This is a genomic window from Microcoleus sp. B3-A4, from assembly GCF_036705385.1.
Taxonomy (GTDB): Bacteria; Cyanobacteriota; Cyanobacteriia; order Cyanobacteriales; family Microcoleaceae; genus Microcoleus.
On record NZ_JAUBUI010000007.1, the window covers coordinates 121,109 to 136,373 of the forward strand.

A 15,265-nucleotide genomic window follows, 5' to 3' on the forward strand; every position below is an offset into this window, starting at 1 on the left:
TACAATGACAATAATCACTGTCAATCAATCCAGTTTTCAGGTAGAGCCATTTCTTCGTTACAAAGAAAATCGAGTTAAAGGACACTTCACTTTAGAAGGTTTAGAATTTCCATCGCTCAATATGGCGATCGTCAAAATCAATCCCCGAATCTTAAAGATTAATTCTGTACTTGGTGTGCTGCCAGTAACAGAAGTCTGGGGATTTGTTATCAATGATTCTGGCGGAACTCTCTCAACTTTCGTCACTGCACAGAGAGAATTTCCCTCGATCGAACCTGACAAAATCTATGAATTCGACTTTCTCCCGTTTAAGTCTCCGCTAGGGAAAGGCTTCATGTTAAACACTTTTCCTCGTAATCTGAACAATGACCATGAGAAATTCGGACTAGAAATAGCTAACGATATCCTCACTTCTGCAATAGATTACTGCCGTGATGAAAGATTGGATGCTATTACCTTAACTTAGTCATTTTGATTGCTGTCAGCCGTAGCTTGCGGGCGCGTAGCGCATCGCCCACAGCAATCAAAATTTACGGTAAAGTTGATAGATAAAGCCAAGGCAAATGTATTGCTTCGCTTTTAAGTCTTGAGTTTCTTTCAAAGGAACTTAAACAGAAACAAAAACAGAAACAGAACAGAAACAAACTTCAAACTTAACCAGAAACAAAATCATGCAAAACCCAATGGTTATCGACGGATTCGCTTTTCGTATTCCCACAATTCCCAGCCGTTACAGAGCGAATTGCTCCAAGGAATTCGGGATGTTTGTCACTGGCGAAACTAAAGGAATGAACAGCAGTAAAGCTGAGAAAGCTGGCTTGACCCGTGGTGAATTTGTTGAGATGGCAATTTGCGCGATCGCACAGAAAACGCTAAGTTTCAAACCTCACTATGAAAATGAACAGTTTACCGAAGTTTGGGGAATCCCAGTCGCCGGGGGAATGAAGACTCATTTTCATGAAAAATGCTCTGAGCTAAGTACCTTTCTCATTCACCGTCAATCTCAGGACAAGATGAAAGGCTTAGTTGAAACTTTTGGACGTGAAGCATTCAATTCTTGGGTTGAAGAAGGTATGGAAGGCGACCCCAATGAATATGCACTCCGAAAAGCATCAGAAGCTTATTTCTCCAACATCTTCCGGTTCGAGATGGTGCAAAGTGAAGGCAATTATGGCCCTTACTTCTACTTAGCCGTCACGACTCGTCCGCTCGCAACTCCTTTAGAAGAAGCTGCCGTCAAAGCTGCTCGCATGATTTATGAAGATGAAAAGAACGGTATCCTTCATTGTGCCGATCCTCGACTCATTGAGAATGAGGCAATGTGCTTAGGTGCTTCATCTTCTCATTTAGCCATTGCACCGGGTAATGGCACTGCTGAAGTCATTGAAGCTCAACAGCCTGTCAAGCAACAGCAACTTAAAGGTAAATAATCTGTGTTGAGCTAGGAGTAATCCTGGCTCAATCAGATTCTTGATTCACCTTAGTTCACCTTAGTTCACCTTAGTTCACCTTAGTTCAGTTCGATCGTCATCAATCCGGCTATCGAACTGAAACTACTCAATCTTCTGTGAAAACTTCGATACGCTTCAGACCCGCCAGCTACGAACGGAGATCGAGGCGATCGACATTCCCCCTATCCAAATCCAATCAGCCAATCCGAAGCTTCTCCTATATACACATACGCGCATTAATTAACATGAGCAATATTGAATGGACAGGGTTGACTTGTAATCCAATCCACTTGGTGAAAGTCGATGGCAAACATGGCGGACACTGGTGCGAGAAAATCAGCCCAGGCTGTGCGAACTGTTACGCCGAGGCAATGAACCTCAGCAACTATTTCATCTTTGCCAGTGGGTTGCCGTACACCGGGACAGTCCCAGTCAACATGATTTTCTCAACGATCGTCATGGAAAAGTTGGTGAAGATGAAAAAAGGCGAAAAAGTTTTCATGTTTTCCATGACTGACTGTTTCGGGCATTGGGTCAAAAATGAATGGCTCGATTTAGCTTTTGCTTATATGGTGGTAGCTCCTCAGCATACCTTCCAGGTGCTCACAAAACGCCCAGAGCGGATGCCAGAATATTTCCGATCGGCTAAAGAACGAATCAGAAAAATTGTTGAGGAATTGAGACGGAAGCTGAAGTTACCCCAGGCAGAATTTGTCTGGCCGATTCCGAATCTCTGGCTCGGCACTACGATCGAAAATCAGAAAACTGCTAATGAGCGAATCCCTTATCTGCTACAGACCCCAGCAGTAGTTTGGTTTTTGAGTGCTGAGCCATTACTGGAATTCGTGAAACTTAAGAAGGAATGGCTAGATTTGATCCACCAGGTAATTATCGGCGGTGAATCTGGACATGATGTACGTGCTTGTCAAATTGAATGGATTCGATTCATGGTTAAGCAATGTCAAAACGCTGAAGACGTGGCGATATTTGTCAAACAACTTGGCTCAAATCCTGTTCTCGGTTCTACCTATATCGAAGGAATAGCGACTACTTACGAAGAACTGAAGCTCAAAGATAAAAAAGGCGGGAAAATCGCTGAATTTCCCGAAGATTTGAGAATTCGTCAGTTTCCTGTCCCGCAGCTTAAAATGTTGCTCTCTTCTGTCTCTGTCTAATCTTGCCTGAGAAAAACCTCTGACCTGCGCCGATCGTTTGTCAGAGGTTTTTCTTTTCTACTGCCTACAATCTTTCAACAAATATGGCACTCAATAAAGTCGGCGGACAAAAAATCGCTGCTGCCAAGATTGGAATTTCTGTTGAAGAATATCAGCGAAATCTTAAGTCTGGTCTGAAATGGTGTTTCTCTTGCAAATCCTGGCTAAAGCTGAACTTGTTTAATGAAAGCAAAAATGCGCGGGACGGCAAAGACAACCGTTGCAGAAGCTGTCGCAGAGCCTTCGATGCGCTACGCGCCCGCAAGCTACGAAAAAGGTATCAGCCTATTCCCATCGAGATACGCAAATCCCGAGGCTTTTCCCAGGTTCCGGGCAGAGATGGCGACAAAACCCAAGCCCGTAACCGGGTAAATTACGCAGTCAGATGCGACAGATTGCCCCATGCCCGTAATATCCCGTGCGTGGATTGTGGTCATTTAGGGCCCGATGGCGTACCGCCCCGCAAGCTACGACTCCATGAATATGACCACTATAAGGGGTACGATGCCGTCAACCATTTAGAAGTTGAATGCGTTTGCGTTCCTTGCCATGTCGATCGGGAACGCCAACGGAAACAGGAACGGCAATATCATAATCACCCCCGCCGTTCTAATAGCTTTTAACACTTACCACTCTGTCTCTGTCCTCTTATAGGGCAGAGAGACAGAGTTGTGCTTCGCTGTAAAGCTGTAAAGTTGTAAGTTTTGGAGAGTTAATATGGCAATTCACATTCCTAAGAAAAAGCAATTCCCTGAGCCTGAGCCTCAGCCTAATGCTTCAGAATCCAAGCCAAAGGAGTCAATGTTCGCGAAATACACAGCAAAACTAGCCTGGGAAGTGGAGAATATTGAGCCAGAGTTAGAGGAACTTTATCCCTATTACAAAGATTACTGCTATATCTTTCTGACTCCTCACTGTGACGAAAAATATGTGGGGCCCGGTTATGGCAATTATCGGGATTGCTTAGAAAAATACGATGAGATTGGTCGGCGGTTGGCACAAATGTGGCCGATCGACCAAGTAACCGAAGCACACAAAATCAATCATTACAGTCGTGGTAAATAGTATGCCGATTCATATTCCCAAGAAAAATCAAAACTTCCCTGAGCCTGAGCCTGAATCTACTCCTAGATTTGATGCAGACTTAGCCTTTAAAGAATTAACTGCAAAACTTCGCTGGGAAAAGGAACATATTAAGCCTGTGTTGGGTGAACTGTTCCCTTCCTATGACGATCGATGTTATATCTTTCTAACATTTGGATGTGATGAAGGATATGTAGGAGAAGGTTATGGTTTTTACCACTCTCGCATAGAAGAATATGATGAGATTGGTCGGCGTTTGGCTAAGCTGTGGTCGATCGAACAAGAAACAGAAGAAAGGAAAGTAAATCACTACAGTCGTGGTGCCAGGTAGCGTCAATAGTGCTTCGCTGTAGGGTAGTGAACTTTTGGAACAATAATATGTCACTGCCCTATCTCACAAAAATTGACAATTCCGACTTAGAAGCTGCCTTTTATGGGTTAATCCATCCTTTAGATATTCCAGACGATCGACCAGCTCTGAGATTAGCTAACCGACTACGCTGGGACAGACTCAATATCGAACCAGAGTTACAAGCATTATTTCGCTATTACCGCAACACTTGTTCGATCGTCAATAAAACTCAGGGCTTTGATGCTGCTAAATCTCACGAAACTTACGATGAAATCGGTCAATTGTTAGCCAATATGTGGTCGATCGAGCAACTTACAGCACTCCAAAAACTTAATTATTATCGTCGTGGAGCTTCGCTGTAGAGTAGCAGTCTTTTAGTTAACCCTTGCTCAATGAACACTCAAACCTTAGAACTTTTAGGGCAAAATACCCAACAACAGTATGAAAAACTAACCGCCAGAGCTTTGTATGAAATGGAATATATGGAGCCATATTTAGGCTCAATATTATTCCCTTATTACAGTCACTACTGCATTATCTCGGTACTCGGTATCAACTATTCTCAAAAGAACTTTGGCATTTTTGATAACGGTTGCCATGCTGATCGGTACGATCGAATTGCCATGCTTCTCAAAAGGATTTAGCAAAGTTGTCAGAAAAAGTGACTGTTACATCGCGCTTGTAACAGTCAATTAGATCAGTAAAAACCAAATCAATTATACCCTAAGTCAATGCAAGTATTTCTCACGGGAACCGAAAGACTTGAGAAAATGAACGCGGAAATGTGGACGCGCATTCATAATATCACAAAGCTAAATGCTACCATCTTAATCGGGAACTATCGGGGTTTCGATCAACTAGCTTTAGCATTCCTAAATGTTCTGGAATATCGCAACGTTAAAGTTTATGAAACTGGAAGCAGTCTAAGTTTCGGCTATCCAATCATTAATGTAGGTCGATATCCACGTCAGGATATTGAAATGAGTCGAGCGGCAGATTATATGTTGGCAGTTTATGACGGTCTAAGTTATGGAGTTAAAGCCAACTTGAGACGGATGCCAGCGGAGAGAACTCGAATCATTTACGTTAACATTTGAAGCCAAATCATGAAAGTAAAATCAATCATCTTTGACGAAAACAATCCTAATCGCGATCGCAGCCTGAAAATGTTTGAGAATATCTACAAGGGTTTACTCAAAGAAATTAGGGGCGATCGCACTTACAAAATGCCTCCCAACTACATCAACTGGCATATTTTGAGCGGAATTATTTCGGTAGCTATGTCAAGTTGCACAGTTGAATATCTCAGAGTTGATTTATCTGCATTCATCCATAGCTACTGAACAGCTCTCTGGTTTATCAAAGATGCTCCTATTTATTGCTTGACCCAGCAGCTAATTACAGCATTCGATCAGACAGATGTACTTGCTAAACCTGGTATCCTGAGAGGTTGGCAACCATCCTTACCTAGTTTCCTGCTAGCCATACCCAAAGGCTTAATTCACACGCCCGATGGTGCTGAAGTGGATTATCTGACGGTTTCGTGTAGTGATTGTGATTATCCAAGCTGGAATTATGGCAAGTGGAGTAACATCGAAATTAAACCATTTGCCTTGAAACACGGTCGATATTTTCAGATTTGCACAGTTGATTCTTATGAAACTGTGTGGACTTCAGGAACTGGTGTTGAAAAATGATGGTACTTTGATTTACGATGAAAATGAAAACTTCAACAAATATACTATTTCGATCGATGATAAAGTTTTCCTTCCACGCATCCGTAATTTGGTAATTAATGTACTCTTGACTTTGGAATTTGTACCAACGTTGCTGATGCCTGTAACTGACTCCAAAGTCAAAATTAAAAGTAATAAATTATGCCGAGCGATCGGATCTTTTTTAATATGAGATATCCCCCATAGCTGGGTAAAAAATATCAAATTTTCTCGGTATTATCCGCAGGAAAAAGAACTCATTCCTCTCCGTATAGCCACTGGAGACAAGGGCATTATAGGGTGTTAGGATCAGGTCATGGTAGGCGCTGGAGAGATAGTAAACGGCTTTGAATTCAACCTATTTGGGTTAAATTCTAATAGCAGTTCATCAGCCTAAAAAGTAAATTACAATAAATAAAATACTTCTGAGGCTGAGCTCATGATTACTCCAGGAACTGCATATAACTGTTTTTCAAAATTTATATTTGATGGTGATACTTTAACCCTAGACTTTCGAGGTGCTGATTTACGAGTAAGACTACGATGGATAGATACTCCTGAAGCTCAAAGGTCAGGAATAAATAGCACAGACCCCAGAATACTTAAACACTGGGAATGGGCGCAAAAAGCAAAAACTGCCTTGATGGAGTTGGTCGCAGGCAAACCAATAATTTCAATTCCGATCGAGAAAGACCAATACGATCGCTGGGTATGTGATTGTTACCTTGAGAAAATTTCTGTGGCAACCAACATTCAAATCCTGCAATGCAAAAGTGGAATGGGAGTAAGTTTTGTCCCATTTAATCGTTTCGCCTACAACATTCGAGAGTTGGCTGTACTCAAAGGGATTATCACCGAAACTGCTAGCGCTAATCGTAAGAAATTAGGTATTTGGTCAGACCCTGACCTAATTCTTCCTAACGAGTTCAAAAAATTAACCTTATCCTGAAAAACTATGAAATTAGCTGAAAAAATTGTCAAGTATATGGAAGCCAAAAATTATCACTTGGCTCGGAAACCGGGAGAAAAAAACATCATTTATGTGGAAGGGATGGACCCGAACGGAACCCTTAACGCTGATACTCCCAACCATTTCAACGATGCCCGACTGATTTTAGGATTCCGGGATGGACTGCCGACGATCGAAGGCGCTTGGGAAGCGACAACCGAACCAGGCTATTACTACACCGACAATCCCATGAACCCTAATGGAGCTGCCAGAATTGCCTTTGGGCAGTATCGAGCATGGCAAGTCGGACTTCATGGTTACTCTAACCCCCATGAAGCTCTTGTCCAGGTCGGACTTGTCAAAGTGCACCGGGATTGGAACAGGGACATGATGAGAACCGGTGATGAAATCCATGAGGGTTACTTCGGCATCAATCAGCACCACGGTTGGGATCATCCAGTCGATGATATTCACACAGCCGGAGCTGGATGCTTTGTCGGTCACGATATTGAACAACACTTTGATTTCATGGATCGGGTTAAGTCTGACCCAAGATACAGAAATGACCACGAATTTATCTATCCGACAACTATTATTCCTGGTGATAAATTGTTTGCTCCTCGGTAATAAATGCACAAATGAAACAAGAAACTCTTGACTATATTGCTGCTTCGATCGGCGTTATCGCTGTTGGTTCTACCTATATTTTCTGGTTAGCATCTAGACAAATCAAGGATAGTTTAACTCATAAGATTGAAAGATTTGCTTATGATTTAATGAAGAAACAAGAAGGCGATACTCTTAATCTCGGATACAAAATGCGACGATGGCAAGATGTAAATAAGCTTCGAGCAATTACGGTAGATTGTAGACTTGAAGCTATTGAAAGACAGTTACAGATGCCTGCTTGCAACATTATCGCGACGATCGAACAACAATTTGAAGATACAGACGCAACTATCTAACTCAATCAATCAATCAATCAACTACTAATTATGAAATTAAGATATAGAAAGCCAACTGTTGATCAGTTAGACAGTATCGCTAGTTTTTTAGGAGCTGTTGCAGGCATTGCGGAATTACTTGTATCTTGTAAATATATTAGCAATGAACAGGGTCAACTTGTTGCTGGACTAGCATTAATTGCTTGGGGCTTCTTTAGTAATAAAGCGCCTCGGGTTGAGAAACCTAGAAGGTATCAACGTCCTGAATTTCTACTCAATGAACTGACTGAGCAAGAATATCAGTAAAACTCCGATTAGCATACCGAACAGAAAAACTGTTAACTGATTCATAAATTTCCTCCTTTCATTCATATATCTCATAGTAAATTGCAATTTACTATGAGATATATTTTTGGTTATAGATTAGGGATTATTCAGTTTGTCCGATATAACCTTTGTTGTTCCGATCGCTCCAGCAACCAAACCTGTAATTAATCCAGCAGTGAAAACATCGGCTGGATGTGGCAAGTTTTGGCGCTTCAATTCTTCATTTGTTTGCCTCGCATCTTCTTGTAATTCTTGGATTACGTTCGGAACAACTGCACCAGTGGTTAATAAAGCTGTTGTCAATGTTCCTGCCAAAAATACTGATTCGCCTGCTGTTGGTTTACGCATTTTGTCTCCTAGTTTTGTGTGAGTGATTGACTAAAATTTGATATCGATCGAAATGAGCCTACCTCTTTTCCAAGTAATCCTTGTATTTAGCAATCAGAGAAGGTGAGCCGTGTTTCATTACCAGGTATTGAAAACACCTTTTACCTACATCTGAATAACTTCGAGGCTTTCTTCTCCCCTGGGTGAAACCCAAACCGATTTGTATGAGTTTGCTGGGACTTGTATATTTATCGGATAATTTCAAAATGCGCTCAAAAAGTGCTGTTTCTGACTCATTTGGCAGTAATCTTGAGAAATCTTCCGCATCCCAAATAACCGGATAATCCTCTTTGGGTAAGGGTTTCGGACTTATCTTGGCTTTGATAAGGTTATCAAACGGTGATAATTCTTCACCTGAGTTATCTGCCGAATTATCTGGTAAATTATCTGAATTTTCACCAGCCTGCGATCGATGTAACTCTATTTGTCGATTGAGTTCTTCAGTCGTTGATTCCGCTAACCAATAATCCCACGACACAGCCTGATTTAATGCCCGATTTAGTCTCTCTACATCTGATTCTTTTTCCGGTTCTGTCTGAGTTTCTGGCTGAGTTTCTGTGTGAGATTGTGATTGAGATTGTGGTTGAGATTGTGTATCGTCAACGGCTGAAGTAATAACTTGATTATCAGAGTCTGAAGTAAAGCCATTAAATAACTCATAGACCCATTCAGGACGTATCCATTCCGGCAAGATAGAAATAGGCAAATCTTTGATGCACTCTCCTTCTTCATCTTTGATGCCCGAAATAGTTCCTTTGAAAAGTGGCTGATATTTGCTGTTCGATCGTAAAGAAAGTTTGATAACTCCTGAGTTGACAGATTTACTGAAACCGTCACCACCGCCGAAAGCAGCGTTAGTATCATTGTGAGCAATGAAGATGGGCGCTTCTTTGCCTTTGCGAGGGTCGCCAACAACTTTTCGGGTTAGTTTGCTGGCAGGTTCTGCCGTACCTTCTTCAAAGCCATATTGTGTCATCTCATCAAAGATTGAGGTCAACCAATCATCCTTTAGAGTTCTGACTTTGAATCGATCGTACATGGCGTTAAGTTGTGCGCCAACTTCCTCAAAGTTTTGATTTGCGCCGTAGCCGGGAACGCCTAGCTTAACCAAACTTTTCCAGCACTCATCATAATTTTGGTGGAAGTGAGGGTCAGCGATCGAGATGATTTTGTGACCATACAAATAATGCCGGCACAGTGCTAAAAAAGCTGCAAAGTAACTTTTAAAGCTACCCATATCCCCATAAATTAGGATGGGTTTGTGCATCAGTTGTGCAATCCATCCTCCCTCATGCTCCTCAATCAATTTCAACAGCTTCGATCGGGCAGCAGCTATATACTCCGCTCTCTTCTCTTCTACTGTTTTCTCTCTGGCTGCACCGCCCGGAACACTATCAATAACAGAATCAGAAATAGAATCTGTTTCTGTTTCTGACTGAGAATCAAAATCTGTTTTTGTTTCTGGTATTGGGGGTTGTGAAGATTTAAGAAGTTGCTCAAGAATAGCGGGGTGATCGTGAGCCATGACCCGGACAAAATTCTGCTGAGTCTCGGCTTTGTAGACCTCAACAGAGGCATCAGCCCGAAGCTTCTCTTTGACCACTACCTCCTCAACCAGGACATTGGTGAGTGCGGAGTTAACAGCAGCATCAAGCGCTAGCTGTTTCAGTCGCTGCTCAAATTGCCAGAGTTCTTCTTGTTCGAGCTGTTCCTTTTTTTTCTGGCTGTCGTGCCAGCCAAAATATCCGCAGCCGATCGCAGCGAGAGAGCTGGCTTGCCGAACTCCCACCCAGCGATCGAACGGAAGCGGCATCAATGCCAGCGCCAAAGAGCAAAATGCTCCGAAAAATGATCCGATCGTTACCCTGTTACCCATGACTGATGACTCCTATCCTTTACCCAATCCCCAATACCCAAAATCCAATACCCCAATTCCATGCCCGACTGCCCGACGATGCCCGACGATGCCTGACTCTGCCTGACTCTGCCCGATGCTTGATGCGCGAGATTTCCGATTCGATGCGCGAGATTTCCGCGTGATTCCGATGACTGATGACTGATGACTGATGACTGATGACTGATGAGCGACGGGCGACGGGCGATGTCCGATGCGATGCCCGATGCCCGCTGATGACTAATGACTAATGACTGATGAGTGAGGAGTGATGGGGAAAAACTCTAAAATTCCCTGCTGCTGACTTAAGCGGATACAGCCATAGCAACAGGGAGGCAAGTGTTATTTACTACCAGCACCAATGATCCACATGGCGACGATGATAAAGATTGCGATCGCCAAACCATGCTGCCAGGTCAGGAGATAATACAAATCCCAGAAGCAGAGAATGCCTCCGATCGCCAGTGCTGCACCGCCAGTCCGCCAAAGTCCGAGATAAGTGCGATCGGCTGGCGACATGAAAAACAGACTGAGAGAGCCGATGACGATCGCCACGATTCCTAAGAAAATATGTGACGGAAAGAACCGAAACACATTCGCTATGCCAATGCCGATCGCAAAATTCACTACCAAAAATAGCCAGTTGTTGACATTTTTGAGCTTTTTCAGTTGCGGTGACGGCTTGAAAACCAGTGCTTCAGTTTGTGCCTGTGACTGTGCCTGTGACTTTGGCTGTACAGCAGGCTTCGGGTTTTGTGGTAATTGTGGAGTTTGTAAAAACATGGTTAGTGCATTTATTGAAGGTTTTGCCGTAGAGTAGACAACAATTCGGGCAAATCTCGATATTCTGTATTGCCGAAGCTTCAGCAACTACCAAATATCCGTAACGGTTGGGTAATTTGATTCCTGGTTCATGGTCATCTGTCGTTACCCAGCCTGTGTTTGTCGTAGCAGCAGCGCCGTTCTTGTAATCGATCGAACTGACGACTTTGAAAATTTGACCTTGAGAAATAATCAACTTTCACCTCTCATGAATTTAGTAAATCTTGAAAAACCACGATTTATCTGCGAAGCAACACCATTAACTTTGCCTGCCATGTCGCCTGACCAGTTCACCGCTACGTTGATGGAATCTTTCGCTCTACCTGTTGTCGATCGTTGTACTGCCGATCGTTGTGTAGCTGCACTTGAAGCTGAAACAAATTGAGGTTGAGCGTAATTGGACTGACTAATTTGGAGCGGAGCGGAAGTCGAACCGCCGAGAGATGGATGGCTCAAGCCATGAGTGCCGTGTTTCAGACCGTATGAAGCTTGCTTATAGATATTGCTCTCTTGATCTTTCCAATCTGCTAACTGTTGAGCAAATTCTGGATTTCCTTGCATTTTTACGGTGGCTGCATCAACTTCGGCAACTTTCTTGGCAAGCGCAGCAATTACCGTGTTGTCCCAGAAAAGCTTATCTTGTTCAGTTTCCCCTGTGAATTGTTCTTGCTTTTTGGTAAGTCGATAATCTTCGACTTCAACTGTTGCGCCATACTTGGCACGAGCAACGGCAACATCTATCTGAGCTTTCTTAATTTTCTCAGCGCCTTTATAGCCAGCTTCCATCAGCCAGCCTTGAAACTCACGGAAACAGATTTGTGCGTCAATGAGTAGCTTAAACTTCTCTTTGATTTCGGTGATGTGGTCAAGGAACCATTTTGCTTGGATTGCCCGATCGCCGATCGCAGCCCAGCCCTGGGGAGTGAGCTCGTTCAAGTTAGCAGTTGTGAGATTGAAAACATCAGCTAACATTTGCTCCCCCTCTTCATCAAGAGCGCCCCCGACTAGGGTTGAGAGAAGGTAAGTCAATACATCTTGTTCTTGATCGAGTAGTTGTTGCATTATTTTTCCTGTTAGTTAAATTGTGTTGGATCAGAAGGCTCTTTCAGTCGATCGCAAATACACCAATTCATTTGCTTTGTTGATTCACTCCATTTCAGTTTGATTACCCAGCCTAAATATTCATACTCCTCATCAGAATTAGAGTCGGATTCTACAAAACCTCTAGCTTGGAGATTAAGCAAGAGTTTGATAGCTAGTTGGCTAATGATGCGATGGCGTTCCGCCCCGCAAGCTACGGGCAATAAATTCAAGAATTTATCTAACATTATTGCTTACCTAATCCAATTCTTCATCGTCATACTCCATAAAATCGTTAATCCACCTTTTGGCTGCTAGGAGGGAGTCAGCGGAGTTATAGGTCATGCCTTGATCAAGAAACCGATACATACCGTCGTAGACAAACCAGTTCCATTGTTCGCTCCAGGGTTCCTCTCCATCAATGTGGAAGCATCGCAAACGGATAATCAATCCACAATGGTCATATTCGTCAGAGATTGGTGGATCTATCACCCATTCTGTGATTGCACCTTTGAGTTTTAGGTAAATCAACAACTGCTTGGTGAATGATAGGACGATCGAATCGGGCAACAGATTCAGTATTCGTTTGAGATTTCTACGCATTATTCTGGTAAACCATTCGGTGTTAGGTAAGCTGTAATTTTGACCATTTCTCCCGGTTCGGGTTTGGGGAGTTGGCGCTCAACTTGTTTCATTGCATGAATCACGCAAATTTCCGTGTCAGCATAAAGTGTAAAAATTTGGGTTGGGCGACGGCTGCTGAAAACGTAAATGTTGCGAGAATATTGATTTGTTGCTGGAGCTTTGCCAAGTAGCCAATTAAACATCTATTTCTTCCTCATCTAAAATGTCTGTCTCATCGCCTAGAAAAGCATTCGCCCATTTCAGAGCTAGGGCGATCGCGTCATTTTCAGTAGTAGCTGTTCCATTTCTGAGGATGTCAGCGCTTCTACCATCACAAACGAACCAATACCAGTACCAGTAATTCAACTTTGCACAGGCAACGATTTTGATTTCTAAACCGAGATAAAAGAAAGTTTCGGCTACATCGGATTGATCCGGCTGCCAATTCCGTAGTTCATCTTTTTCGTGTAAGATTTCTACGATCGAGCTACCAATCCTTTCAAGAATCTTGACGGGCACCAAATTCAAAACTTGCTTAAGCATCTTGATTACCTTTGCTAATTTGGGATGGTATGTTGCCCTCAAGAAATTGTACTGTCCAAGTTTGAGCTAAAGCTATAGCATCATCTTTCGTCTCTCCGATCCCACTCTTTAGAACTACTTGTCCAAAACCGTCATAGACTAACCAATCCCAACATTCGATATCTTCTTTCAGGAATTCTGAATATGCAGAGAAAAACTTGATTTTAATTTGCAACCCTGCATAAAAATAGCAACCTGGCAGTAGATGTTGAGCATTGTGCTCACAATTTTGATAGATTTTATTACTCAGTTTTCGGGAAGCTTGAGCAACTTTTTCTTGAGAAGCCAACAGATTTGGGAATAATTTCAAGATATGTTCGATCATTATCTAAAAACCAGAGAGAAAAAGAGCATCAAAATTAAAATAGTCAGAGCGAAGTAAGCGAAGTTGACCACCCAACAGATAACAAATAACGTGATTTGCATCAGTAAAATTCTGTAAGGAGGGGCTTCAAACCATTCTGTCCTACCATCTAATCCTGGAGCGCGGTGAACATTCCAACGCTTAAAAATATTGTGCGTCGTCTTTTCTGTCAGTCTCATATTCATTGTGAATACGATCGCCCTAATTTTTAACGGAGCTTGGTACTCTCGTGATAGGAAATAGTGACGTGATTCGGGTGTCTCACTCAAGCCAACTTTGGATAGATAACCGTCTTGAAAAATGTAATTAAACCCTGGCACATAATCACTCTTTCTCTTAGGTTTTGGCTGCTTACGTTGGCGTTGATGTTTCAGGATTAGAGTAGCTTTAGGGTTTTTATTTCGCATTTAACTCTTGTCTCAGAAGTGCGATCGAATGATTCAAAAGAGCGATTCGTTGTTTGTTTAATCCTCTGTTACGTGTATAAAGATTCCGTAGTTCTTGATTAGCATTAAACCGTGTCTCAAAATCAGTGGAGGTCAACTCTTGTTCATATTTGGCGATCGTAACTTTATTTTTTGCTTGTTCGGCTTCAATTTCCTCAAGGGACATATCGATCGGTTTTTTGAGCTTGCCCCCTTTCATCAAAAGGACTTGTTGTGCTGCTAATTTTTCATTGCGTTTGGAGAGTTGCAAAAGTTCTTGATGCAATTGCAGAGAAACTGTTGAATCAGTCACAACTGCTATTTGATCTGTCAGCTTAGTTTTGAGCAATTCGTTCGCGTCGCGTTCGGCTTGAAGTTGGTCATTGCTCATAGTGCTGATTCTTTTAGGCATGAGAATTAGCTCCTAGTTAATAATCCTTGCTGTGGTTGACGATGGTTGCGATCGTATTACTTGCGCCATCGGTTGAAAGTCTTACCCAACCTTCATCAGACATATCTTGAACATCAATTTCTACTCGCCATTCTTCGATTAAAGTACAGAAAGAAATTTCGGCTGTACTGCCTTTCCCAAACTCCTTCAGGAAATCCAGAATGGCTTGTATTTCAGGTGTTATTTCCATCGTCATCCTTTTGGTGATTCCCAACAATCACCCAGTATCAAAATGTCGGCTTCAGATGGGAATGTACATTCATAATCTTGCTGTTCAGTCTCGAAACGGTAACAGGTTTCTGGATAGGGACAATGCCTACCTCCGACGCAATTAGGAGGTAGTTCTCGTTCTTTTGGTGTACAGAGTTGCAGGTTATCGTCTACTGGTTCCAGAAATCGAGTCCGATCGCCTAATGGGGACAAATCCAGGTCAATTACTCGGCACAGTTCCAAACATTTATAATCAGCACTGTAGACGTAAACTTTTTGGTTTGGATTCCAATCATAAACTTCGTCTGAGGTTATAGGAATCATTGTCTTTTTCTTTGAATCTTTGCCAGAAGAATCGCAATCTGATGAACCTGATGAGAGCAAACTCGCA

29 protein-coding genes are annotated in these 15,265 nt (G+C 42.5%); 15 read left to right on the forward strand and 14 right to left on the reverse strand.

The features are described 5' to 3' along the window. The first annotated feature begins 4 nt into the window (after nt 1-4). From QUB33_RS06040 to QUB33_RS06110, 15 genes are all read left to right on the forward strand, one after another. On the forward strand, nt 5-466 hold the full coding sequence (locus QUB33_RS06040) for a hypothetical protein (RefSeq protein ID WP_333348551.1): 462 nt from the start codon (nt 5-7) through the stop codon (nt 464-466). A 205-nt stretch (nt 467-671) separates the two neighbouring features. Further along, complete coding sequence (locus QUB33_RS06045) at nt 672-1,430, forward strand: hypothetical protein (RefSeq protein ID WP_333348553.1); 759 nt, start codon at nt 672-674, stop codon at nt 1,428-1,430. Between the two features lie 266 nt (nt 1,431-1,696). After that, entirely contained in the window at nt 1,697-2,626 is a 930-nt protein-coding gene (locus tag QUB33_RS06050; protein ID WP_333348555.1) for a DUF5131 family protein, read from the forward strand. An 83-nt stretch (nt 2,627-2,709) separates the two neighbouring features. Then, on the forward strand, nt 2,710-3,288 hold the full coding sequence (locus QUB33_RS06055) for a hypothetical protein (RefSeq protein ID WP_333348557.1): 579 nt from the start codon (nt 2,710-2,712) through the stop codon (nt 3,286-3,288). Nucleotides 3,289-3,382: 94 nt separating this feature from the next. Beyond that, nucleotides 3,383-3,730 carry a hypothetical protein gene (locus QUB33_RS06060; protein ID WP_333348559.1) on the forward strand — a complete coding sequence of 116 codons (348 nt, stop codon included), beginning with the start codon at nt 3,383-3,385 and terminating at the stop codon, nt 3,728-3,730. Between the two features lies 1 nt (nt 3,731). After that, on the forward strand, nt 3,732-4,079 hold the full coding sequence (locus QUB33_RS06065; RefSeq protein WP_333348561.1) for a hypothetical protein: 348 nt from the start codon (nt 3,732-3,734) through the stop codon (nt 4,077-4,079). 47 nt (nt 4,080-4,126) lie between these two features. Then, nucleotides 4,127-4,462, forward strand: coding sequence for a hypothetical protein (locus QUB33_RS06070; RefSeq protein WP_333348563.1), 336 nt, complete (start codon nt 4,127-4,129; stop codon nt 4,460-4,462). Nucleotides 4,463-4,492: 30 nt separating this feature from the next. Next, complete coding sequence (locus tag QUB33_RS06075; RefSeq protein ID WP_333340788.1) at nt 4,493-4,744, forward strand: hypothetical protein; 252 nt, start codon at nt 4,493-4,495, stop codon at nt 4,742-4,744. An 87-nt stretch (nt 4,745-4,831) separates the two neighbouring features. Continuing rightward, nucleotides 4,832-5,197: a hypothetical protein gene (locus QUB33_RS06080; protein ID WP_333348565.1), complete on the forward strand. Its 366-nt coding sequence runs from the start codon at nt 4,832-4,834 to the stop codon at nt 5,195-5,197. Between the two features lie 9 nt (nt 5,198-5,206). Further along, entirely contained in the window at nt 5,207-5,443 is a 237-nt protein-coding gene (locus QUB33_RS06085; protein ID WP_333348567.1) for a hypothetical protein, read from the forward strand. Nucleotides 5,444-5,482: 39 nt separating this feature from the next. Next, on the forward strand, nt 5,483-5,797 hold the full coding sequence (locus QUB33_RS06090; RefSeq protein ID WP_333348569.1) for a hypothetical protein: 315 nt from the start codon (nt 5,483-5,485) through the stop codon (nt 5,795-5,797). Between the two features lie 457 nt (nt 5,798-6,254). Further along, nucleotides 6,255-6,764: a thermonuclease family protein gene (locus QUB33_RS06095; protein ID WP_333348571.1), complete on the forward strand. Its 510-nt coding sequence runs from the start codon at nt 6,255-6,257 to the stop codon at nt 6,762-6,764. A 6-nt stretch (nt 6,765-6,770) separates the two neighbouring features. Next, nucleotides 6,771-7,391, forward strand: coding sequence for a hypothetical protein (locus tag QUB33_RS06100; protein WP_333348573.1), 621 nt, complete (start codon nt 6,771-6,773; stop codon nt 7,389-7,391). Nucleotides 7,392-7,402: 11 nt separating this feature from the next. Next, on the forward strand, nt 7,403-7,729 hold the full coding sequence (locus tag QUB33_RS06105) for a hypothetical protein (protein ID WP_333348575.1): 327 nt from the start codon (nt 7,403-7,405) through the stop codon (nt 7,727-7,729). Between the two features lie 30 nt (nt 7,730-7,759). Continuing rightward, nucleotides 7,760-8,014, forward strand: a complete 255-nt coding sequence (locus tag QUB33_RS06110; RefSeq protein ID WP_333348577.1) for a hypothetical protein — start codon at nt 7,760-7,762, stop codon at nt 8,012-8,014. Nucleotides 8,015-8,131: 117 nt separating this feature from the next. Here the strand turns inward: QUB33_RS06110 and QUB33_RS06115 are convergent, their stop codons facing one another. From QUB33_RS06115 to QUB33_RS06180, 14 genes are all read right to left on the reverse strand, one after another. Next, on the reverse strand, nt 8,132-8,383 hold the full coding sequence (locus QUB33_RS06115) for a hypothetical protein (RefSeq protein WP_333348579.1): 252 nt from the start codon (nt 8,381-8,383) through the stop codon (nt 8,132-8,134). Nucleotides 8,384-8,441: 58 nt separating this feature from the next. Next, nucleotides 8,442-10,298, reverse strand: coding sequence for a hypothetical protein (locus QUB33_RS06120; RefSeq protein WP_333348581.1), 1,857 nt, complete (start codon nt 10,296-10,298; stop codon nt 8,442-8,444). A gap of 360 nt (nt 10,299-10,658) precedes the next feature. Continuing rightward, entirely contained in the window at nt 10,659-11,099 is a 441-nt protein-coding gene (locus QUB33_RS06125; RefSeq protein WP_333348583.1) for a hypothetical protein, read from the reverse strand. Beyond that, on the reverse strand, nt 11,014-11,334 hold the full coding sequence (locus tag QUB33_RS06130) for a hypothetical protein (RefSeq protein ID WP_333348585.1): 321 nt from the start codon (nt 11,332-11,334) through the stop codon (nt 11,014-11,016). Before QUB33_RS06130 ends, QUB33_RS06125 begins: the two co-directional genes overlap by 86 nt. Next, the gene (locus tag QUB33_RS06135; protein WP_333348587.1) at nt 11,331-12,200 is read right to left on the reverse strand and encodes a hypothetical protein; all 870 of its coding nucleotides are present in this window, start codon (nt 12,198-12,200) and stop codon (nt 11,331-11,333) included. The genes QUB33_RS06130 and QUB33_RS06135 overlap by 4 nt, the downstream gene beginning before the upstream one ends. An 11-nt stretch (nt 12,201-12,211) precedes the next feature. Further along, nucleotides 12,212-12,466, reverse strand: a complete 255-nt coding sequence (locus QUB33_RS06140) for a hypothetical protein (RefSeq protein ID WP_333348589.1) — start codon at nt 12,464-12,466, stop codon at nt 12,212-12,214. Between the two features lie 10 nt (nt 12,467-12,476). Further along, nucleotides 12,477-12,821 (reverse strand): hypothetical protein, encoded by a 345-nt coding sequence (locus tag QUB33_RS06145; protein ID WP_333348591.1) that lies wholly within the window; start codon nt 12,819-12,821, stop codon nt 12,477-12,479. Then, complete coding sequence (locus QUB33_RS06150; RefSeq protein WP_333348593.1) at nt 12,821-13,045, reverse strand: hypothetical protein; 225 nt, start codon at nt 13,043-13,045, stop codon at nt 12,821-12,823. Before QUB33_RS06150 ends, QUB33_RS06145 begins: the two co-directional genes overlap by 1 nt. Then, nucleotides 13,038-13,385, reverse strand: coding sequence for a hypothetical protein (locus QUB33_RS06155; protein WP_333348595.1), 348 nt, complete (start codon nt 13,383-13,385; stop codon nt 13,038-13,040). Before QUB33_RS06155 ends, QUB33_RS06150 begins: the two co-directional genes overlap by 8 nt. Beyond that, entirely contained in the window at nt 13,378-13,713 is a 336-nt protein-coding gene (locus QUB33_RS06160) for a hypothetical protein (RefSeq protein WP_333348597.1), read from the reverse strand. Before QUB33_RS06160 ends, QUB33_RS06155 begins: the two co-directional genes overlap by 8 nt. A 35-nt stretch (nt 13,714-13,748) precedes the next feature. Further along, a complete protein-coding gene (locus tag QUB33_RS06165; protein WP_333348598.1) occupies nt 13,749-14,195 on the reverse strand; it encodes a GIY-YIG nuclease family protein in 447 nt (148 codons plus the stop codon). Continuing rightward, nucleotides 14,185-14,625 carry a hypothetical protein gene (locus QUB33_RS06170; protein ID WP_333348601.1) on the reverse strand — a complete coding sequence of 147 codons (441 nt, stop codon included), beginning with the start codon at nt 14,623-14,625 and terminating at the stop codon, nt 14,185-14,187. Before QUB33_RS06170 ends, QUB33_RS06165 begins: the two co-directional genes overlap by 11 nt. Before the next feature lie 16 nt (nt 14,626-14,641). Next, the gene (locus tag QUB33_RS06175) at nt 14,642-14,860 is read right to left on the reverse strand and encodes a hypothetical protein (protein ID WP_333348603.1); all 219 of its coding nucleotides are present in this window, start codon (nt 14,858-14,860) and stop codon (nt 14,642-14,644) included. After that, entirely contained in the window at nt 14,857-15,198 is a 342-nt protein-coding gene (locus QUB33_RS06180) for a hypothetical protein (RefSeq protein ID WP_333348605.1), read from the reverse strand. The genes QUB33_RS06175 and QUB33_RS06180 overlap by 4 nt, the downstream gene beginning before the upstream one ends. Nucleotides 15,199-15,265: the final 67 nt, after the last annotated feature.

Coding starts and splice junctions, on each gene's coding strand:
- QUB33_RS06135 (WP_333348587.1), bottom strand. CDS start 12,200: ATGCAACAACTACTCGATCAAGAACAAGATGTATTGACTTACCTTCTC.
- QUB33_RS06125 (WP_333348583.1), bottom strand. CDS start 11,099: ATGTTTTTACAAACTCCACAATTACCACAAAACCCGAAGCCTGCTGTA.
- QUB33_RS06060 (WP_333348559.1), top strand. CDS start 3,383: ATGGCAATTCACATTCCTAAGAAAAAGCAATTCCCTGAGCCTGAGCCT.
- QUB33_RS06150 (WP_333348593.1), bottom strand. CDS start 13,045: ATGTTTAATTGGCTACTTGGCAAAGCTCCAGCAACAAATCAATATTCT.
- QUB33_RS06165 (WP_333348598.1), bottom strand. CDS start 14,195: ATGCGAAATAAAAACCCTAAAGCTACTCTAATCCTGAAACATCAACGC.
- QUB33_RS06085 (WP_333348567.1), top strand. CDS start 5,207: ATGAAAGTAAAATCAATCATCTTTGACGAAAACAATCCTAATCGCGAT.
- QUB33_RS06055 (WP_333348557.1), top strand. CDS start 2,710: ATGGCACTCAATAAAGTCGGCGGACAAAAAATCGCTGCTGCCAAGATT.
- QUB33_RS06110 (WP_333348577.1), top strand. CDS start 7,760: ATGAAATTAAGATATAGAAAGCCAACTGTTGATCAGTTAGACAGTATC.
- QUB33_RS06105 (WP_333348575.1), top strand. CDS start 7,403: ATGAAACAAGAAACTCTTGACTATATTGCTGCTTCGATCGGCGTTATC.
- QUB33_RS06050 (WP_333348555.1), top strand. CDS start 1,697: ATGAGCAATATTGAATGGACAGGGTTGACTTGTAATCCAATCCACTTG.
- QUB33_RS06065 (WP_333348561.1), top strand. CDS start 3,732: ATGCCGATTCATATTCCCAAGAAAAATCAAAACTTCCCTGAGCCTGAG.
- QUB33_RS06080 (WP_333348565.1), top strand. CDS start 4,832: ATGCAAGTATTTCTCACGGGAACCGAAAGACTTGAGAAAATGAACGCG.
- QUB33_RS06070 (WP_333348563.1), top strand. CDS start 4,127: ATGTCACTGCCCTATCTCACAAAAATTGACAATTCCGACTTAGAAGCT.
- QUB33_RS06100 (WP_333348573.1), top strand. CDS start 6,771: ATGAAATTAGCTGAAAAAATTGTCAAGTATATGGAAGCCAAAAATTAT.
- QUB33_RS06095 (WP_333348571.1), top strand. CDS start 6,255: ATGATTACTCCAGGAACTGCATATAACTGTTTTTCAAAATTTATATTT.
- QUB33_RS06145 (WP_333348591.1), bottom strand. CDS start 12,821: ATGCGTAGAAATCTCAAACGAATACTGAATCTGTTGCCCGATTCGATC.
- QUB33_RS06040 (WP_333348551.1), top strand. CDS start 5: ATGACAATAATCACTGTCAATCAATCCAGTTTTCAGGTAGAGCCATTT.
- QUB33_RS06045 (WP_333348553.1), top strand. CDS start 672: ATGCAAAACCCAATGGTTATCGACGGATTCGCTTTTCGTATTCCCACA.
- QUB33_RS06180 (WP_333348605.1), bottom strand. CDS start 15,198: ATGATTCCTATAACCTCAGACGAAGTTTATGATTGGAATCCAAACCAA.
- QUB33_RS06175 (WP_333348603.1), bottom strand. CDS start 14,860: ATGACGATGGAAATAACACCTGAAATACAAGCCATTCTGGATTTCCTG.
- QUB33_RS06140 (WP_333348589.1), bottom strand. CDS start 12,466: ATGTTAGATAAATTCTTGAATTTATTGCCCGTAGCTTGCGGGGCGGAA.
- QUB33_RS06170 (WP_333348601.1), bottom strand. CDS start 14,625: ATGCCTAAAAGAATCAGCACTATGAGCAATGACCAACTTCAAGCCGAA.
- QUB33_RS06115 (WP_333348579.1), bottom strand. CDS start 8,383: ATGCGTAAACCAACAGCAGGCGAATCAGTATTTTTGGCAGGAACATTG.
- QUB33_RS06075 (WP_333340788.1), top strand. CDS start 4,493: ATGAACACTCAAACCTTAGAACTTTTAGGGCAAAATACCCAACAACAG.
- QUB33_RS06120 (WP_333348581.1), bottom strand. CDS start 10,298: ATGGGTAACAGGGTAACGATCGGATCATTTTTCGGAGCATTTTGCTCT.
- QUB33_RS06155 (WP_333348595.1), bottom strand. CDS start 13,385: ATGCTTAAGCAAGTTTTGAATTTGGTGCCCGTCAAGATTCTTGAAAGG.